Below are 17,052 nucleotides of genomic sequence, written 5' to 3'. Positions count from 1 at the left end.
CGCTGGGGTCATCAGATCAGACGTCCAGGAACCGGACGTCCTTGGCATTACGGGTGATGAACGAGCGGCGGGCTTCGACGTCCTCGCCCATGAGCACGCTGAACAGCTCGTCCGCGGTGGCCGCGTCGTCCAGGGTCACCTGCAGCAGCAGCCGGTTGGCCGGGTCCATGGTGGTCTCCCACAGCTCCTCGGCGTTCATCTCGCCCAGACCCTTGTACCGCTGGATGCCGTCGTCCTTGTTGATCTTCTTGCCGGCGGCAAGGCCCTGCTGGAGGAGCCCGTCGCGCTCGCGGTCGGAGTAGGCGTACTCGGGCTCGGCGCGCTGCCACTTGATCTTGTACAGCGGCGGCTGCGCGAGGTACACGTGACCGTGCTCGACCAGTGGGCGCATGAACCGGAACAGCAGGGTGAGCAGCAGGGTGCGGATGTGCTGGCCGTCGACGTCGGCGTCGGCCATCAGCACGATCTTGTGGTACCGCAGCTTGGTCAGGTCGAACTCGTCGTGGATCCCGGTGCCAAGCGCGGTGATCAGGCTCTGCACCTCGGTGTTCTTGAGCACCCGGTCGATCCGGGCCTTCTCCACATTGATGATCTTGCCGCGGATCGGCAGGATCGCCTGGAACAGCGACTCCCGGCCCTCCTTGGCCGAGCCGCCGGCCGAGTCACCCTCGACGATGTAGAGCTCGCACTCCTCGGGGTTGGTCGAACGGCAGTCCTTGAGCTTTCCGGGCAGCCCGCCGATGTCCAGCGCGCCCTTGCGCCGCACCAGCTCCTTGGCCTTGCGGGCGGCGATCCGGGCCTGCGCCGAGGACACCGACTTGGACACGATCGCCCTTGCGTCGGTCGGGTTGCGCTCGAACCAGTCGGCCAGCCACTCGTTGCAGGTGGTCTGGACGAACGTCTTCGCCTCGGTGTTGCCCAGCTTCTGCTTGGTCTGCCCCTCGAACTGCGGCTCGGCCAGCTTCACCGACACGATCGCGGCGAGGCCCTCGCGCACGTCGTCGCCGGTGAGGTTGGCGTCCTTCTCCTTGAGCAGCTTCTTGTCCCGCGCGTACACGTTGACCACGCGGGTCAGCGCGGCCCGGAAGCCCTCCTCGTGGGTGCCCCCCTCGGCGGTGTTGATCGTGTTGGCGAAGGTGTACACCGACTCGCTGTAGCCGGTGTTCCACTGCATCGCCACCTCGACCTCGAGCCCGTCCCCCTTGGCCTCGAAGGAGATCACCTTCTTGTGGATGGGCTCGCGGGTGTGGTTGATGTGCTTGACGAAGTCCTCGAGGCCGCCCGGGTAGTGGTAGACGCGCTCCTTGACCCTTGCCGCCTGCCCGCTGGCATCGGCCTCGGTCTCCTCGTCGGACACCCGCTCGTCGCGCAGCACGATGGTCAGCCCCTTGTTCAGGAACGCCATCTCCTGCAGCCGGCGCGCGACGGTCTCGGCGTTGTATTCGGTGGTCTCGAAGATGGTCGGGTCGGCCCAGTAGGTGACCGACGTGCCGGTCCGGTTGGTCGCCGGGCCCTTGCGCAGCGGATGCACCGGCTGCGAGTTCTCGTAGCGCTGGGTCCACACGTGGCCCTCGCGGTGGATCTCCACCTCGAGCGCGCTGGACAGCGCGTTGACCACCGAGACGCCGACGCCGTGCAGACCGCCGGAGACGGCGTAGGACTCGCCGTCGAACTTGCCGCCCGCGTGCAGCGTGGTCATCACGACCTCGACCGCCGGCCGCTGCTCCACCGGGTGCAGGTCGACCGGGATGCCGCGGCCGTCGTCGACCACCCGCACCCCGCCGTCGGCCAGCAGGGTGACCTCCACCGTGGTGGCGTGCCCGGCCATGGCCTCGTCGACGGCGTTGTCGACGACCTCCCAGACCAGGTGGTGCAGCCCGCGCTCACCGGTGGAGCCGATGTACATGCCGGGACGCTTGCGTACTGCCTCCAGACCCTCGAGCACGGTGATTGACTGCGCGGTGTAGTCGTTCTTCTTGGCTGCCACGGGCCTGGTGTCTCCTCGTGCTCAGGACAGTGCTGCTGACGGTGCAGCGGCGGTCGCAGACGGGGGTCTGAAGAACCCTCACGACTCCCCCTCTACATAGTACTGGTGCGGTCCCCCAGAACGGGGCCAAGGACACCCCTAGCGTGGTCTCAGACGCACGGACGTGAGCAGGGTTGAGTCGGGACCCTCACGAGCACCATTCGTCGCGGGATTTTCAGCCGTATGTGTCACGCGGCCCACGCCCTGAGACATGCCTGGGGCCGTGCCGCCAGCTCGGCGCCGCCGGCCCCTGGACCTTCAGCTTGGTGACCACCCCCGGGCCCACCCCGGCGGCGATCTTGGCCAGCAGCTGCCGCTGCAGCAACCGTAGCTGGGTGGCCCACGCGGTGGACGCCGCCCGCACGGTCAGCACGCCGTCCTGCAGCGACACCGGCGTGGCGTGCTCGGCCACGTCGTCGCCGACGATCCCGGCCCACCGGCCGAACACGTTGCCCCCGGCAAGGCGCGCGCTCCAGCCCCGGTCGGCGGCCAGCCGGGCGGCGAGCCGGCCGAGGGGCTGCGGATCACGCTCATCGGGTCCGGCCGCCGACCAGCGACGACGCCGGCGCGAGCCGCCGGACATGCCGGAGACCGCACGCCGCCGGGTGGCGCCGGGCTTCGCGGTAGGGGCCGTCTTGGCCGCCTCCTGGGCGGCCCGCAGCGCGGCCCGGGCGATGTCCGACCCGCGCGGCTGTGGACGGTCACGCTCCGTCGCATCGTCGTCGATCTCGGTTTGATCAACATCCGGCCGGGTGTTCAGATCACCGGAAACGGCCGAGGTAGCCGGACCAATCGGACGCAAGGTGACAGCGTTATCCACACTATCCACAGGGTTGTCCCCAGATGTGGGATCTTCACGATCACTTACCGTAACTCTGGGGACGAAGAAGAAGTGGGCGGTTGGGGACGGGCCTCCGCCCCTGCCGCCCGCTGGGCGGAGGGGGTGGGGATAGAACTGTTCAGGCACGCCGCACCTCCCCGTCGGACACGATGTAGCGAACGGTGCTCAGCTCGTCCGGCACATCCTCCTCCACCGCGGCCGTGACGATGACCTGTTCGGCCCCGGACGCCACCTCGGCGAGTCGCCGCCGGCGGCGGGTGTCCAGCTCGGCGAACACGTCGTCGAGCACCAGCACCGGCTCGCCGGCCTCGGCCCGAAGCAGCTCGTAGGACCCCAGCCGCAACGCCAGCGCGAACGACCAGGACTCGCCGTGGCTGGCGTAGCCCTTGGCCGGCACACCGTCGAGCACCAGCTCGAGCTCGTCGCGGTGCGGCCCGACCAGGCTGATCCCGCGCTCCAGCTCGGCGTCCCGGCCGGCCACCAGCGCGGCCAGCAGCGCGTCGGTGAGCACGTCGACGTCGGCCCTTGCGGCGGTTGACGTCCCGTACTCCGGCGGGATGCTCTGCGCGATCGACGACCGGTAGCCGATCTCCGCCGGCTTGGACTCCGGGGCGATCCCCGCGTAGCACGCGGCGACGTGCGGGGCGAGGTCGGCGACCAGGTCCAGCCGGGCGGCAAGCAGCTCGGCCCCGTGGCTGGCCAGGTGCCCGTCCCAGACGTCCAGCGTGGAGATGTCCCCCTTCGACCCCGCCCGCCGGGCCGCGCCGGAGGTCTTGAGCAGCGCGTTGCGCTGGCGTAGCACCCGGTCGTAGTCGGCCCGCACGGCGGCGTACCGGGGGGCGCGCAACACCAGCAGATCGTCGAGGAACCGGCGCCGCTCGGCGGGGTCGCCGCGGACAAGGGCCAGGTCCTCCGGCGCGAACAGCACCGTGCGCACGATGCCAAGCACGTCGCGCGGGCGGGGCACCGGGCCGCGGTTCACCCGCGCCCGGTTCGCCTTGCCGGCGGTGATCTCCAGCTCGACGGTGAGCTCCCGGCCGGCGTTGACCACGGCCGTGCGCACGATCGCGCGCGTGCAGCCGTGCCGGATCAGCGGCGCGTCGGTGGCCACCCGGTGCGAGCCGAGGGTGGCGACATAGCCGATCGCCTCAACCAGGTTGGTCTTGCCCTGACCATTCTGTCCGATGAGGACAGACGGTCCCGGCTCGAGCTCCAGGTCGGCGTGCGCCCACGACCGGAAGTCGGTGACCTGGAGGTGTCTTACGTACACACCTACTTCACTTCGCCCGCGCCCGACGTCGGACCGGCCTTGTGCACCGCGTGCCCGCCGAACTGGGCGCGCAGCGCGGCCACCGCGCGCATCGCCGGCGAGTCCTCCTGCCGCGAGGCGAACCGGGCGAACAGCGCGGCCGAGATCACCGGCGCCGGCACCGCGAGGTTGATCGCCTCCTCGACGGTCCACCGCCCCTCGCCCGAGTCCTCGACGTAGCCACGCAGATCATCCAGCTCGGGGTCGGACTCCAGCGCGCGGACGAGCAGGTCGAGCAGCCACGACCGGACGACGGTGCCGCGCTGCCACGCCTTGATCGTGGCCGGCACGTCCTCGACGATCTTCGCCGCGTCGAGCAGCTCGAAACCCTCGGCGTAGGCCTGCATCAGCCCGTACTCGATGCCGTTGTGCACCATCTTGGCGAAGTGCCCGGCGCCCACCGCGCCGGCGTGCGCGAAACCCTCCTCCCGAGGGCCTTCCGGGCGCAGCGCGTCAAAGATCGGCATGGCCCGCTCGACGTGCTCGGCGTCCCCGCCGACCATCAGGGCGTAGCCGACCTCCAATCCCCAGATGCCGCCGGACACCCCGCAGTCCAGATAGCCGATCCCGTGCTCATCGAGGAGCGCAGAATTGATCTTGTCATCGGTGTAGCGGGAGTTGCCGCCGTCGATGACAAGATCGCCGGCGGTCAGCAGCTCGGCGAGCTCGGCGATGGTCTGCTGGGTCGGGTCGCCGGCCGGCACCATCACCCAGACCACTCGCGGGGCCTTGAGCTTGTCGACCAGATCGGCCAGCGAAGCGCTGTCGCTGACGTCCGGGTTGCGGTCGTAGCCGACCACCTCGTGGCCGGCCTTGCGCAACCGCTCCCGCATGTTGAAGCCCATCCGGCCGAGGCCGACGAGTCCGAGCTGCACGGTCCCTCCCGTCACCCAGGCAGCCGCACCGGCATCAACAGATACAGATAACCGGCCTGCACCGTTCCATCCTCGCCGACTCCCTTGATCAGCGCTGGCCGGTTGGGGATGGTGAACGACAGCTCGGCCCGGTCGGCGTGCAACGCCCCGAGGCCCTCCTGCAGGAAGCTGGGGTTGAACGCGATCGTGATCGGGTCGCCGGTGAACTCGACGGCCAGCTCCTCCTCGGCGCTGCCCTCGTCCTCGCCGCCGGCCGACAGCCGCAGCCCGCCGTCGGCGAACTCCAGCCGCACCTGGGTGCCCCGCTCGGCGACCAGCGACACGCGCTTGATCGCCTCGAGGAACGGGCCCACCTCCACGATCGCGCTGGACATCTGCTCGCTCGGCAGCAGCTGGCGGTAGCGCGGGAACTCCGCGTCGAGCAACCGGGTCGTGGTGCGCCGGCCGGACCCGGCCAGCCCGAGCAGCCCGTCGCCGGCGGCCAGCGCCAGCTCGACCGTGCTGCCCGCGGTGCCCAGCGACTTGGCCGCGTCGTTGAGGGTGCGGGCCGGCACCAGCACCGCGACCTCGCCGGCCGCGGCCATGGAGTCGTCCGGCTGCCAGGTGAACTCCCGCATGGCGAGGCGGAACCGGTCGGTGGCGACCATGGTCAGCTTGTCGCCGTTGATCTCCAGCCGCACCCCGGTGAGCATCGGGAGGGTGTCGTCGCGGCCGGCGGCGACGGCCACCTGGGCCACCGCCTGACCGAACACCTCACCCGCCAGCTGTCCGGCGTGCGGCGGCATGGCCGGCAGCTGCGGGTAGTCCTCGACCGGCATGGTCGGCAGGCTGAACCGGGCGTTGCCGCACGTGATCATGACGCGGGCGCCGTCGACGAAGATCTCGACCGGCTGCGCGGGCAGCGCCCGGGTGATCTCGGCCAGCAGCCGGCCGGACACCAGCGTGCGGCCGCCGTCGGCGATCGTGGCCGGAACCCCGACCGTGGCGGAGACCTCGTAGTCGAACCCCGAGATGGTCAGCGCGTCCGAACCGTCCGCGGACGTTCCCCCGGCGTCGAGGAGTATGCCGCCCAGAACGGGCACGGGGGGTCGGGACGGGAGGCTGCGCGCGACCCAGGCGACGGCGTCGGCGAGACCGTCGCGCTCGACGCGGATCTTCATGGGAGTCCTTTCCTGGCTCTGGATCATCGCGATGGCGTGCCTGTCTCAGACACCCACGCGGTAGACCGCCAACCGTAGCTTGGGCGGGCCTGATGGATTCAACACCCTGACCCTCGGCCGCGTCACGCCGGCCGGACGGGTCCGTAGCCTCCGTCGCCGGCATCGCCAAGTTGTCCACCGCGCTGTCCGTCTTTTCTTGTGGACTCATTGAAAAGATCAAAACAGCCGCAGTAGTAGGGGCTGTGGGTTGTGTGGACAGCCGGCGTCCGCGCAGGCCGCGGCGGCCGCGTTGCTGTGGAGGACCGAGGGATGCGAGCGGTGGACAGCTGGCCGCACCGGTGGACGGACGAGCCACGTGGACGATTGCTCCACAACCAAGCCAAGTTATCCACAGTTCCCTCCCCAACCGCTTGTGCGTTCATGCACAAGGTGCACGAGCAAAGAGTTCACCCGGGCGGGGCGTGCGCGCGTCGATCCGCTGCGGGACCCGATGCCTTGGGAGAGGGGAGTTTGCGTCAGCCGCGGGCGCGCTGCTTGATGCGCGAGGTGAGTTCCTGCACCTGCTCGTAGATCCGGCGCCGCTCGGCCATCTCCTTGCGGATCTTCTTGTCCGCGTGCATGACCGTCGTGTGGTCCCGGTTGCCGAACGTCTGCCCGATCTTCGGCAGCGACAGGTCGGTCAGCTCCCGGCACAGGTACATGGAGATCTGCCGGGCCTGCGCGAGCGCCTTGGTCTTCCCCGGCCCACACAGGTCGTCGATCGTCACGCCGAAGAATTCCGCGGTGACCGCCATGATCGTCGCGGCGGTGATCTCCGGGATCTGCGAGTCGGGAATCAGGTCCCGCAACACGATCTCGGCCAGACCGATGTCGACCGGTTGCTGGTTCAGCGAGGCGAACGCGGTGACCCGGATCAGCGCGCCCTCGAGCTCGCGGATGTTGTGCTCGATGCGGTCGGCGATGAACTCCAGCACCTCGGCCGGTGCGGCGAGCCGGTCCTGCGCGGCCTTCTTGCGCAGGATGGCGATCCGCGTCTCCAGCTCGGGCGGCTGGATGTCGGTGATCAGACCCCACTCGAACCGCGTGCGCAGCCGGTCTTCCAGTGTTTCCAAGCGCTTCGGCGGTCGGTCGGACGACACCACGATCTGCTTGTTGGCGTTGTGCAACGTGTTGAAGGTGTGGAAGAACTCCTCCTGGGTTCCTTCCTTGCCTTCCAGGAACTGGATGTCGTCGACGAGCAGGATGTCGATGTCCCGGTATCGCCGCTGGAACGCCACCTTCCGGTCGTCCCGCAGCGAGTTGATGAAGTCGTTGGTGAACTCCTCTGTGGACACATAACGCACGCGCATGCCGGGGAACAGCCGTTGCGCATAGTGCCCGACCGCGTGCAGCAGGTGTGTCTTGCCCAGCCCGGACTCGCCCCAGATGAACAGCGGGTTGTACGCCCGCGCGGGGGCTTCGGCAACGGCCACCGCCGCGGCGTGCGCGAAGCGGTTGGAGGCGCCGATGACGAACGTGTCGAACGTGTACTTCTCGTTGAGCCGGGTCTTGGAGGTCTGCGGCTGGGCCGGCGCGGTGAACGGCTGCCCGGCGTTGGTCTGGGATCCGGTGAACGTCGGCCAGATCTCGTGCACGGTGGCGAGGGCCTCGCCCTCCTCGTCCACCTCGTCGGCGTCCTGGTCCGAGGATTCCGCTTCCGCCCCAAGGGGAAGCTGGGTGCCGGGCGCGACCTCGTGCACCTCCATGCCGGTGCCGATCGGATCGCGGGTGCCGCCCCCGTTGGTCCGGGAGGCGCCCGCGGGCGGCGGCGGGGTGACCGGATCGACCTTGACGGCCAGCGACACCTCCCGTCCCAACCGGCGGGACAGCGCGTCGGTGATCGGCTCGCGCAGCGCCCGTTCGATGGCGTCCTTGGCGAAGTCGCTCGGAGCGGCCAGCAACGCCGTGCCGTCGAGGAGACCGATCGGTCTGGTCACTCGCATCCATGCGCGCTGCTGAGGGGAGAGCGTTCCGGCGGACAGCTCCCGCACGACCTGCTCCCAGACCACACCGAGGTTCAACTGATGGTCGGACACCTAACTGGCTCCCCTCCCCCCGTCGGCGTTGCGTCGCACCATGTCGGGTCTCCAAGTGTCGGCGCGCCCGGACGGGATGCCAACTCGGCATCCACAGAGTTGTCCACAACTGTGCACGAAAGTGCGGCGAACCGGGGCGGCAGAGGTTCAACCTACTTCAGTAGCGCAGCAGGGACTCCCACTCCCGTCTGGCCACACCAAGAGATGGCACGCTAACAAGGGTCGGGCCATGCCACAAGACGTCCCTCATGGCAAACATCCGAACGGGGCCGGCGTGTCGTTCACCGGTACCACGGAGTGAGAGTTTGATCTCCGCCGACCGCCGAGCCCGTACCCGGATTTGGTCACCGGTCGGCGGGTGCGTAACCTCGTATGGTCCCCGTGAGCGGTGGGCGTGTTTCGTGTGCCCTTCGACAGGTGCCTCGAGCGCGCGCTGGCCCCGCGGCGCGACCTACACATGGACCTGACCAGCACCGGGAGATCCGACCGTGAGCAAGCGCACTTTCCAGCCGAACAATCGCCGCCGGGCGCGGACCCACGGCTTCCGCCTGCGCATGCGGACCCGTGCCGGCCGGGCGATCCTCGCGGCACGCCGGCGCAAGGGCCGCTCCCGCCTGTCCGCCTGACCCGTCCGTTGTCGACGGACGAGGATGAGGGGCAGGCAGACGGGTAGAGCACTGTGCTTCCGGCGACGGCGCGGTTGACCCGCAGCGAGGACTTCCGGTCGGTGACCCGCAGGGGCCGCCGAGCCGGGGGTTCGCGGATCGTCGTGCACGCGCTGGCCGAAGAGGTCCAGACCAGTGCGAGCCCGCGGGTCGGCTTCGTGGTCAGCAGGGCGGTCGGCAACTCGGTGGTCCGGCACCGGGTCGTCCGCCGGCTCCGGCATGTCGTGCGGGACCGCCTCGGAACTCTGCCCGCCGGAAGCTCGTTGATCGTTCGAGCGTTGCCCTCGGCCGCCGAGGCGTCGAGCGCCGAGCTCCGGCAGGACTTCGATGCCGCGCTGCGCCGGCTGCGGCTGCGGGCGAACAACGATGGCGGTGAGTCGTGAAGGGGTCGGGGACCGTCACCCCAGCCGGGCCCGGCGAGGCCGCCCGGCCGGGCCCGGTTGCCCGCGTGCTGCTGCTTCCGGTGCGCTTCTACCGCACCTGGATCTCCCCCGTCCTGCCGCCGAGCTGCCGGTTCGAGCCGAGCTGCAGTGCATACGCCGTCGAGGCCCTGACCGTGCACGGCGCCCTGCGCGGCTGCTTGTTGACGCTGCGCCGGCTGCTGCGCTGCGGCCCCTGGCACCCTGGGGGCTGGGACCCGGTTCCGCCGAGACGGGAGAAGGTGCCAACCGATGCCGCGGCAATCGAGGCGACCACCGAGCGCGCTCCGGCCGAAGTTCGCGCAAAGCCGTGGAGAGCTCAGCGCACCCGCAATCGTCCCGACGAGTCGAGGTCGATGAACCTGGCTCGCCCGTCCGCTGCCGAGGAGTAGCTTCGTGCTCAACTTCATCTATTACCCGGTGTCGTTCATCCTCTGGTGCTGGCACTGGGTTTTCGGACACGTGTTCGGCGAGTCGAGCGCAGTCTCCTGGGTGCTGGCGATCATGTTCCTGGTCTTCACCCTGCGCGCGCTGATGTTCCGGCTGTTCGTCAAGCAGGTCCGCTCGATGCGGCAGATGCAGGAGCTGGCGCCGGAGATCAAGAAGATCCAGCAGAAGTACAAGAACGACCGGCAGAAGCAGACCATGGAGATGCAGAAGCTCCAGCGCGAGCACGGGTTCAACCCGCTCGGCGGCTGCCTGCCGATGCTGCTGCAGATCCCGGTGTTCATCGGTCTGTTCCACGTCCTGCGCGAGTTCAAGCCCGGCAAGACCGAGAACTACTTCTTCGACGCCCAGGGCGTGCAGTCCTACGTGGACGCCAACCTGTTCGGCGCCCGGCTGTCCAACTGGATCACCCAGCCGATCCAGGACATCACGTCGCTCGGCGCCAACCGCCCCGCCGTGATCGCGGTGGCGCTGCCGCTGGCCATCCTCGCCGGCTTCCTCACGCACCTGACCAGCCGGCACTCGATCGCCCGGCAGAACGCCGCCGCCGCGACGCCGCAGACCGCGATCATGAACAAGGTCATGCTGTACCTGTTCCCGATCGGCATCCCGATCGGCGCGGCGATCTTCCCGTTCCCGATCGGCCTGCTGATCTACTGGCTGGCCAACAACTCGTGGACGCTGATGCAGCAGGCGGTGGTGTACCGCAAGATCGACCGCGAGGACGAGGAGAAGAAGGTCGCGGCCAAGGAGAAGCGCACCGCGCTCGGCCCGAAGCCCGGGCAGAAGCCCGCCCAGGCGAAGAAGCGCCCGGCGGCCGCGGCCGGCTCGGCCAAGGCCATGGACGGCTCCGAGGAGCAGGCCGACACCCCCGCCAAGGACGGCGCCGGTTCGGGTGACGGCGCGCCGGCGGTCAAGAAGCCACCGGCCGCCAAGAAGCCCGCGACGGGCGCGAAGCCCGCGACGGGCGCGAAACCCCAACCTGGGGCGAAGCCGCAATCCGGCGCGAAACCGCGAGCCAGGCAGCAGCCGGGCGCGAAGCCGGTGAACAACAAGCCGACCGAGGGCGGCACCGAGATTCCCGGTCTGATCTCAGGCCGATCCCGTAGCAGGAAGTCAGGTCGGAAGAACCGCTAGGCGGACGTCGGCCTGGAGAGGAGAGTGCCGTGCCGGAAACGGTGCAGGAGTCGGACGTCGAGCTGGAGGCGGCGGCGAACGGCGAGGGCGAAGGAGAACCGGGGTCCGACGACCAGGACCCCACCCCCGGCGCGAACGAGGATCTGCTCGTTCGGGAGGGCGACATCGCGGGTGACTACCTCGAGCGGCTTCTCGACCTGCTCGACTACGACGGCGACATCGACCTGGACGTCGAGGCCGGCCGAGCGGTGGTGAGCATCGACGGCGGCGACGACCTGGAGAAGCTCGTCGGCCCGCGCGGAAACGTGCTCGAGGCGCTGCAGGAGCTGACTCGGCTGGCGGTCCAACAGGAGACCGGCGCCCGGAGCCGGCTGATGCTCGACATCGCGGGCTGGCGGGCGGACCGCCGGCGCGAGCTGACCGAGCTCGGCAGGACGACCGCAGAGAAGGTGCTGTCCAGTGGCGAGCGGATCCGGCTTCAGCCGATGACGCCGTTCGAGCGCAAGGTCGTGCACGACGCGGTCGCCCCCATCCAGGGCGTGCACAGCGAGAGCGAGGGCGAGGACCCGCGGCGGCGCGTCGTGGTCTTCCCCCAGCCGTGACCCGTTGCGGGAACAGAACGCGGTCCGCTTCGGCGGGCCGCGTTTCTGTGTGAGGTTATCGGGAAGAATCTGACTGAGCGGTTTCACGTGAAACGTCGGGAGCGGATCGGTGGGCGGCGAGAGAGCAGTGCGCATGGCTGAGCGGGTGCCGCCGGCCGCGGAGGCGTTGTTCGGCGCCGACCTGCCGCGCGCCGTCGCGTACGCCGAGCTGCTCGCGGAGCATGGAATTGAGCGGGGACTGATCGGCCCGCGTGAGGTCGAGCGGCTCTGGGATCGGCACCTGCTCAACTCGGCGGTCATCGGTGAGCGGGTGCCGCACACCGCCCGGGTGGTCGATCTGGGTTCTGGGGCCGGGCTCCCGGGCATCCCCCTCGCGATCGCCCGACCGGATCTGGCGATCACACTTCTGGAGTCGATGGCCCGTAGGGTTGAATGGCTCGAGCATGTCGCACGGGTCCTCGAGTTGGGTGTGGCCGTGGTTCGCGGTCGCGCCGAGGAGCCGGCCATCAAGCGACGGATCGGTGGTGCCGATGTCGTCATCGCGCGCGCGGTCGCTCCACTGGCCAAGCTGTGTGAGTGGAGCCTCCCGCTGCTGCGGCCGGGCGGCGTGCTCATCGCCATGAAGGGGGCAAGCGCGGCGGAGGAGCTGGCCCGCGACCGCCAGGCGGTGACTCGCGCCGGCGGTGGCGAGCCGCGGATAGAGAGCTGTGGAGTGGGAGTGCTGGACGATCCGGCGACGGTCGTGATCGTTGCCAACCGGCGGACGAGGAAGGACCGGTAAGGATGTTTCACGTGAAACGCTCGACGGAGCGGGGGTGTGCTGGCCGATGACCGGTTGGACCCCCATCGCCGAGGAGGCCGAGCGCGCGACCCGGGTGCTGCACCCGAGCGCCCCGTTCCCCCGGCCCACCCGCCGGCGCATGCTCACCGTCGCCAACCAGAAGGGCGGCGTCGGCAAGACCACCAGCGCGGTCAACCTGGCCGCCGCCATGGCGCTGAACGGTCTGCGGGTACTCGTCATCGACCTCGACCCCCAGGGCAATGCGAGCACGGCGCTGGGCGTGGAGCACCGGTCCGGAACGCCGTCGATCTACGAGGCCCTGCTGGGCGAGGTGTCGCTGGCCGACGCCGCCGTGGTGAGCGACCAGTCGCACAACCTCTACTGCGTGCCCGCGACCATCGACCTCGCCGGCGCCGAGATCGAGCTCGTGTCGATGACCGCGCGCGAGGCCCGGCTGAAGGAGGCGCTCACCGCGGAGGCGCTCGACCAGATCAGTCCGGACTACGTGTTCATCGACTGCCCGCCGTCGCTCGGCCTGCTCACGGTGAACGCGATGGTGGCGGCCGAGGAGGTCTTCATCCCGATCCAGTGTGAGTACTACGCGCTGGAGGGGCTCAGCCAGCTGCTGAACAACATCGAGCTCGTTCAGGGCCATCTCAACCGGAACCTGTGGGTGTCGACCATCCTGCTGACGATGTACGACGGCCGAACCAAGCTGGCCGACCAGGTGACCGCGGAGGTTCGCCGGCACTTCGGTGACACCGTGCTGAAGACCGTGATCCCGCGCAGCGTGAAGGTGTCGGAGGCGCCCGGTTTCGGGCAGACCGTGCTCGCCTACGACCCCGGCTCGCGCGGCGCGTTGAGCTACCTCGACGCGGCCCGTGAGATGGCCGAGCGCGGTGCGGCAAAGGAGGAAGTTGCCAAATGACGTCGTGGCCGTCAAGGCGACCACAGAGTGCGCCCCTGGGCCGAAGGCCCGCAATCGCGGTGGCAGGGCCCAATCGGCCTACCCGCGCGGCTGAGGGCGAGGCCCTGCAGGCGGGATACCGCCGCGCGCAAGGTCGCGAAAAGGAGGTCGTCGCCAAGTGAGTGCCGAGCGCAAGGGCGGCCTTGGTCGCGGGCTGGCCGCGTTGATCACGGCCGGGCCCGAGGGCACGGTCCGGTTGCCGACGCCGCAGGGGCCGGCGAACGGAGCGGCCGAGCCGGGTTCGCCGAGCGGGTCGGTCGCCGGGGCGGTCTACCGTGAGGTACCGACCGACTCGGTCAGGTCCAACCCCAAGCAGCCGCGCCAGGTCTTCGACGAGGAGGCGCTCGCCGAGCTGGAGCACTCGATCCGCGAGTTCGGCCTCATGCAGCCGATCGTGGTGCGCGAGCTGGACGGCGACCGTTACGAGCTCGTCATGGGCGAGCGCCGGCTGCGGGCCGCCCAGCGGGCAGGGCTCACGGTGATCCCGGCAATCGTCCGGCAGACCGCCGACGACGCCATGCTGCGCGACGCCCTGCTGGAGAACATCCACCGGGTGCAGCTGAACCCGCTGGAGGAGGCGGCCGCGTACCAGCAGCTGCTCGGCGAGTTCAACGTGACCCACGAGCAGCTCGCCGACCGCATCGGCCGCAGCCGCCCGGTGATCACCAACACCATCCGGCTGCTCAAGCTCCCCCTGCCGGTGCAGCGTCGGGTCGCCGCCGGCGTGCTCTCGGCCGGGCACGCCCGCGCCCTGCTCGCGCTAGAGGACCCGGACACCCAGGAGGAGCTCGCCGGCCGAATCGTGGCCGAGGGGCTGTCCGTCCGGGCCACCGAGGAGGCGGTCACCCTCGCCAAGAACGCGCCGTCCGCCAAGCCCAAGCCCCCGGCCCGCAAGCCGATCCAGGCACCCGGCCTGCAGGACGTCGCCGAGCGGCTGTCGGACACGTTCGACACCCGGGTGAAGGTCGAGCTGGGTCGCCGCAAGGGCCGGATCGTGGTCGAGTTCGGCTCGGTCGAGGACCTGGAGCGGATCGTGGACCTCATGACCAGTCCGCCTCCCCGGAATTAACTGATCCGCCTCTCCGAATTTCACTGCTGTCGTTGCCGTCCAGCCGATAGTGCGGATGTCAGGTTGAATGTGGCTGGGTGCCGTCACGGTCCCCTGAGGTGCGCTTGGCAGGCCCCAAGACCGCCACAGGTTTACCTAGGGTCGTTTCGTCACGGTGACGGTGCTGAGCTGCGGGCGCGGGCGATGGCGCGCTCGACGAGGGCTGCGTAGATGTCGCCGAGTGACTTGCCGGCCGCCTCGATCGCCATGGGCAGCAGCGAGGTCTCGGTGAGGCCGGGCGAGGAGTTGGCCTCCAGGAAGTAGACCGTCCCGTCCTCGGCCACGATCGCGTCCGTCCGGGACACGTCGCGCAGGCCGAGCAGCCGGTGGGCGGCGACGGCGAGCTCGGCCACCGCGGTCGCCGCGGCGGAGGTGAGCCGGGCCGGCGTGTGGAAGTCGGTCAGCCCGGCGGTGTACCGGGCCGTGTAGTCGTAGACCCCGCTCTCCGGAACGATCTCCACCGCGGGCAGCGCCACCGGCCCGTCCTCGTCCTCGATCACGGCGACCGCCACCTCGGCGCCCGCCACGAACCGCTCGGCGAGCACCGTGTTCCCGTACGCCAGGCAGTCGACCATCGCCGCGGGCAGCTCGGTGGCGTGCCGGACCAGCTGGGCGCCCAGCGCCGATCCGCTCTGGTCCGGCTTGAGCATCATCGGCAGGCCGAGCCGGTCGACCATGGCGGCAAGTACGGCCTGCGCGCCGAGCTCGCGGAACGTGCTCTGCGGCAGCACCACCCAGTCCGGCGTGGCCAGTCCGGCGCGGGCCAGTTCGGCCTTCGCGGTCGGCTTGTCCCACGCCCGGCGGCAGGCGTGCGAGTCGGCCCCGACGAACGGCACCCCGACCAGCTCCAGCACGGTCTGGATCGAACCGCCCTCGCCCTGGTCGCCGTGCAGGGCGATCACGACGGCGTCGGGCCGCCGCTCGTGCAGCCGCGACATGAGCGAGGAGTCCGCGTCCCACTCCTCCACGGTGATCCCGGCCGTGCGCAGCGCGGCGGACAGCCGCCGGCCGGACCGGAGTGAGACATCGCGCTCGTGGGTCAGTCCCCCGGCGAGCACCGCCACGAAACGATCGGACATCCTGGCCTCTCCGAAGTGTCCGTACACAGCGGACGGATAGATTTTCCTTGCAAGGTAAGAGATCTATGCGGTGTCCGGTGCCGGCACTTGTGGACCGGACCCGGCTCGCAGCGCCGCTGGCCCGAACGTGTCGAACAGCTCGAGCTCCTCGGCGAGCACGGTGGCGAGCCGGCGGACGCCCTCCCGGATGCGCTCCGGCGTCGGGTAGCAAAAGGACAGTCGCATTTGGCGGCTGCCCAACCCATCGGCGTAGAAACCCGTTCCGGACACGTAAGCGACCCTTGCGGTGACCGCTCGGGGCAACATTGCTTTGGTGTCAACGCCTTCCGGGACGGTCATCCAGACGAAGAAGCCGCCGTCCGGTCTGGTCCAGGTGCAGCCGGCCGGCATGTGCTGCTCGAGCGCGGCCAGCATCGCGTCCCGCCGTTCCCGGTAGGCCTGCTGGAAGGACTTGATCTGTCCCTTCCAGTCATGGGTGGTCAGGTACCGCGAGACGATCATCTGGTTGAGCGTCGGGGGGCACAGCGTCGCGGCCTCGGCGGCCAGCATGAGCTTCTCCCGGACCGCGTGCGGCGCCAGTACCCAGCCGACCCGCAGGCCCGGGGCGAAGGTCTTGGAGAACGAGCCCAGGTACACCACGTTGTCGGCGTCCATCGAGCGCAGCGCCGGATACGTCTGCCCGTCGAAGCCGAGCAGGCCGTACGGGTTGTCCTCGACCACCAGCACCCCGTGCCGGGCGCAGATGTCGAGCACCTCGGCCCGCCTGCGCACGGCCAGCGTGGTGCCGGCCGGATTGTGGAAGTTCGGGATCGTGTACAGGAACTTGACCCGGCGCCCGTTCGCCTCGGCCGCGGCCAGCGCGGCCCGCAGCGCCTCCGGCGCCAGCCCCTCGTCGTCCATCTCGACGTGCAGCACGTTCGTCTGGTAGGCCGCGAAGCTGCCCAACGCGCCGACGTAGGACGGCCCCTCGGCGAGCACCACGTCGCCGGGGTCGCAGAAGATCCGGGTCACCATGTCCAGCCCCATCTGCGAGCCGACCGTGACCACCAGGTCGTCCGGGTGCCCCGTCACCCCTTCCAGCGCCATGACCTCGCTGATCTGCTCGCGCAGCTCGGGCAGGCCGTGCGCAGAGCCGTACTGCAGCGCCACCTGCCCGTCCCGGCTGATCGAGCCGGCCACCTCGGCGGCGATCGAGTCCAGCGGGAGGGCGGCCAGGTTGGGCATGCCGCCGGCCAGCGACACCACCTCGGGCCGGCTGGCCACCGCGAACAGCGCCCGCACCTCGGAGGCGGTCATGCCCGCGGCCCTGGCCGCGTACCGGTGCAGATGTGGGTCGAGGCTGCGCGCCCCCAGCCTTTCGGGTGGCCATCCGGGTGTGCTCATACCGGCTCCGTGGCGAATGTCCTGGCAATTGCTCCCACCTTAACTGGATGGGGTATCCGCCTCCGGGTAGTTCCGGTTGAGTCCACTCGGGCATATCCTGTCTTGCGGAAAGCGCGCGTCTCCTGCTGCCAGCGCGCGATCGAATTGCACGCGAGGCGCGGTCGGATGCGGTTCGGGG

Annotated in this window: 16 protein-coding genes; 8 read left to right on the top strand and 8 right to left on the bottom strand. The window is 69.9% G+C overall.

The window, feature by feature from the left end:
• Positions 1-16: 16 nt before the first annotated feature.
• The 6 genes from gyrB to dnaA all read right to left on the bottom strand — a co-directional run bounded on the left by gyrB (position 17) and on the right by dnaA (position 8,286).
• On the bottom strand, positions 17-1,987 hold the full coding sequence (gene gyrB, locus VGX25_RS03865; protein WP_326916175.1) for a DNA topoisomerase (ATP-hydrolyzing) subunit B: 1,971 nt from the start codon (positions 1,985-1,987) through the stop codon (positions 17-19).
• Positions 1,988-2,201: 214 nt separating this feature from the next.
• A complete protein-coding gene (locus tag VGX25_RS03860; RefSeq protein WP_326916233.1) occupies positions 2,202-2,753 on the bottom strand; it encodes a DUF721 domain-containing protein in 552 nt (183 codons plus the stop codon).
• A gap of 232 nt (positions 2,754-2,985) precedes the next feature.
• Positions 2,986-4,137, bottom strand: a complete 1,152-nt coding sequence (recF, locus tag VGX25_RS03855) for a DNA replication/repair protein RecF (protein WP_326916174.1) — start codon at positions 4,135-4,137, stop codon at positions 2,986-2,988.
• Between the two features lie 2 nt (positions 4,138-4,139).
• Positions 4,140-5,051 (bottom strand): phosphogluconate dehydrogenase (NAD(+)-dependent, decarboxylating), encoded by a 912-nt coding sequence (gnd, locus tag VGX25_RS03850; RefSeq protein WP_326916173.1) that lies wholly within the window; start codon positions 5,049-5,051, stop codon positions 4,140-4,142.
• A gap of 11 nt (positions 5,052-5,062) precedes the next feature.
• Entirely contained in the window at positions 5,063-6,211 is a 1,149-nt protein-coding gene (gene dnaN, locus VGX25_RS03845; protein WP_326916172.1) for a DNA polymerase III subunit beta, read from the bottom strand.
• A 515-nt stretch (positions 6,212-6,726) separates the two neighbouring features.
• Positions 6,727-8,286 (bottom strand): chromosomal replication initiator protein DnaA, encoded by a 1,560-nt coding sequence (gene dnaA / locus VGX25_RS03840; RefSeq protein WP_326916171.1) that lies wholly within the window; start codon positions 8,284-8,286, stop codon positions 6,727-6,729.
• Positions 8,287-8,774: 488 nt separating this feature from the next.
• Between dnaA and rpmH the strand changes: the two genes are divergently transcribed.
• The 8 genes from rpmH to VGX25_RS03800 all read left to right on the top strand — a co-directional run bounded on the left by rpmH (position 8,775) and on the right by VGX25_RS03800 (position 14,373).
• Positions 8,775-8,912: a 50S ribosomal protein L34 gene (gene rpmH, locus VGX25_RS03835; RefSeq protein WP_326916170.1), complete on the top strand. Its 138-nt coding sequence runs from the start codon at positions 8,775-8,777 to the stop codon at positions 8,910-8,912.
• A 53-nt stretch (positions 8,913-8,965) separates the two neighbouring features.
• Positions 8,966-9,334, top strand: coding sequence for a ribonuclease P protein component (gene rnpA / locus VGX25_RS03830; protein WP_326916169.1), 369 nt, complete (start codon positions 8,966-8,968; stop codon positions 9,332-9,334).
• Positions 9,331-9,762, top strand: a complete 432-nt coding sequence (yidD, locus tag VGX25_RS35600; RefSeq protein ID WP_414635710.1) for a membrane protein insertion efficiency factor YidD — start codon at positions 9,331-9,333, stop codon at positions 9,760-9,762. Before rnpA ends, yidD begins: the two co-directional genes overlap by 4 nt.
• A 4-nt stretch (positions 9,763-9,766) precedes the next feature.
• Positions 9,767-10,954 (top strand): membrane protein insertase YidC, encoded by a 1,188-nt coding sequence (yidC, locus tag VGX25_RS03820; protein WP_326916168.1) that lies wholly within the window; start codon positions 9,767-9,769, stop codon positions 10,952-10,954.
• A 29-nt stretch (positions 10,955-10,983) separates the two neighbouring features.
• Positions 10,984-11,556, top strand: a complete 573-nt coding sequence (locus tag VGX25_RS03815; protein ID WP_326916167.1) for a protein jag — start codon at positions 10,984-10,986, stop codon at positions 11,554-11,556.
• A gap of 133 nt (positions 11,557-11,689) precedes the next feature.
• Positions 11,690-12,337, top strand: a complete 648-nt coding sequence (rsmG, locus tag VGX25_RS03810) for a 16S rRNA (guanine(527)-N(7))-methyltransferase RsmG (protein ID WP_326916166.1) — start codon at positions 11,690-11,692, stop codon at positions 12,335-12,337.
• A gap of 46 nt (positions 12,338-12,383) precedes the next feature.
• Positions 12,384-13,265, top strand: a complete 882-nt coding sequence (locus VGX25_RS03805; RefSeq protein ID WP_326916165.1) for a ParA family protein — start codon at positions 12,384-12,386, stop codon at positions 13,263-13,265.
• A 157-nt stretch (positions 13,266-13,422) separates the two neighbouring features.
• Positions 13,423-14,373: a ParB/RepB/Spo0J family partition protein gene (locus tag VGX25_RS03800; protein WP_326916164.1), complete on the top strand. Its 951-nt coding sequence runs from the start codon at positions 13,423-13,425 to the stop codon at positions 14,371-14,373.
• 149 nt (positions 14,374-14,522) lie between these two features.
• On the opposite strand, the gene VGX25_RS03795 is transcribed toward VGX25_RS03800, so the two are convergent.
• Both VGX25_RS03795 and VGX25_RS03790 read right to left on the bottom strand, forming a co-directional pair.
• The gene (locus tag VGX25_RS03795; RefSeq protein WP_326916163.1) at positions 14,523-15,491 is read right to left on the bottom strand and encodes a D-alanine--D-alanine ligase; all 969 of its coding nucleotides are present in this window, start codon (positions 15,489-15,491) and stop codon (positions 14,523-14,525) included.
• A gap of 63 nt (positions 15,492-15,554) precedes the next feature.
• Entirely contained in the window at positions 15,555-16,874 is a 1,320-nt protein-coding gene (locus tag VGX25_RS03790) for a PLP-dependent aminotransferase family protein (RefSeq protein ID WP_326916162.1), read from the bottom strand.
• Positions 16,875-17,052 lie beyond the last annotated feature (178 nt).

Source organism: Actinophytocola sp. (assembly GCF_035942955.1).
Lineage (GTDB): Bacteria > Actinomycetota > Actinomycetes > Mycobacteriales > Pseudonocardiaceae > DASYTH01.
Note: the sequence above shows the minus strand (reverse complement) of the source record. Positions and strands in the feature narration are given on the sequence as shown.

Bases quoted from the DNA above. Each gene is read 5' to 3' on its own strand.
- dnaN (WP_326916172.1), bottom strand. From the start codon at position 6,211: ATGAAGATCCGCGTCGAGCGCGACGGTCTCGCCGACGCCGTCGCCTGG.
- rsmG (WP_326916166.1), top strand. From the start codon at position 11,690: ATGGCTGAGCGGGTGCCGCCGGCCGCGGAGGCGTTGTTCGGCGCCGAC.
- VGX25_RS03805 (WP_326916165.1), top strand. From the start codon at position 12,384: ATGACCGGTTGGACCCCCATCGCCGAGGAGGCCGAGCGCGCGACCCGG.
- VGX25_RS03795 (WP_326916163.1), bottom strand. From the start codon at position 15,491: ATGTCCGATCGTTTCGTGGCGGTGCTCGCCGGGGGACTGACCCACGAG.
- VGX25_RS03790 (WP_326916162.1), bottom strand. From the start codon at position 16,874: ATGAGCACACCCGGATGGCCACCCGAAAGGCTGGGGGCGCGCAGCCTC.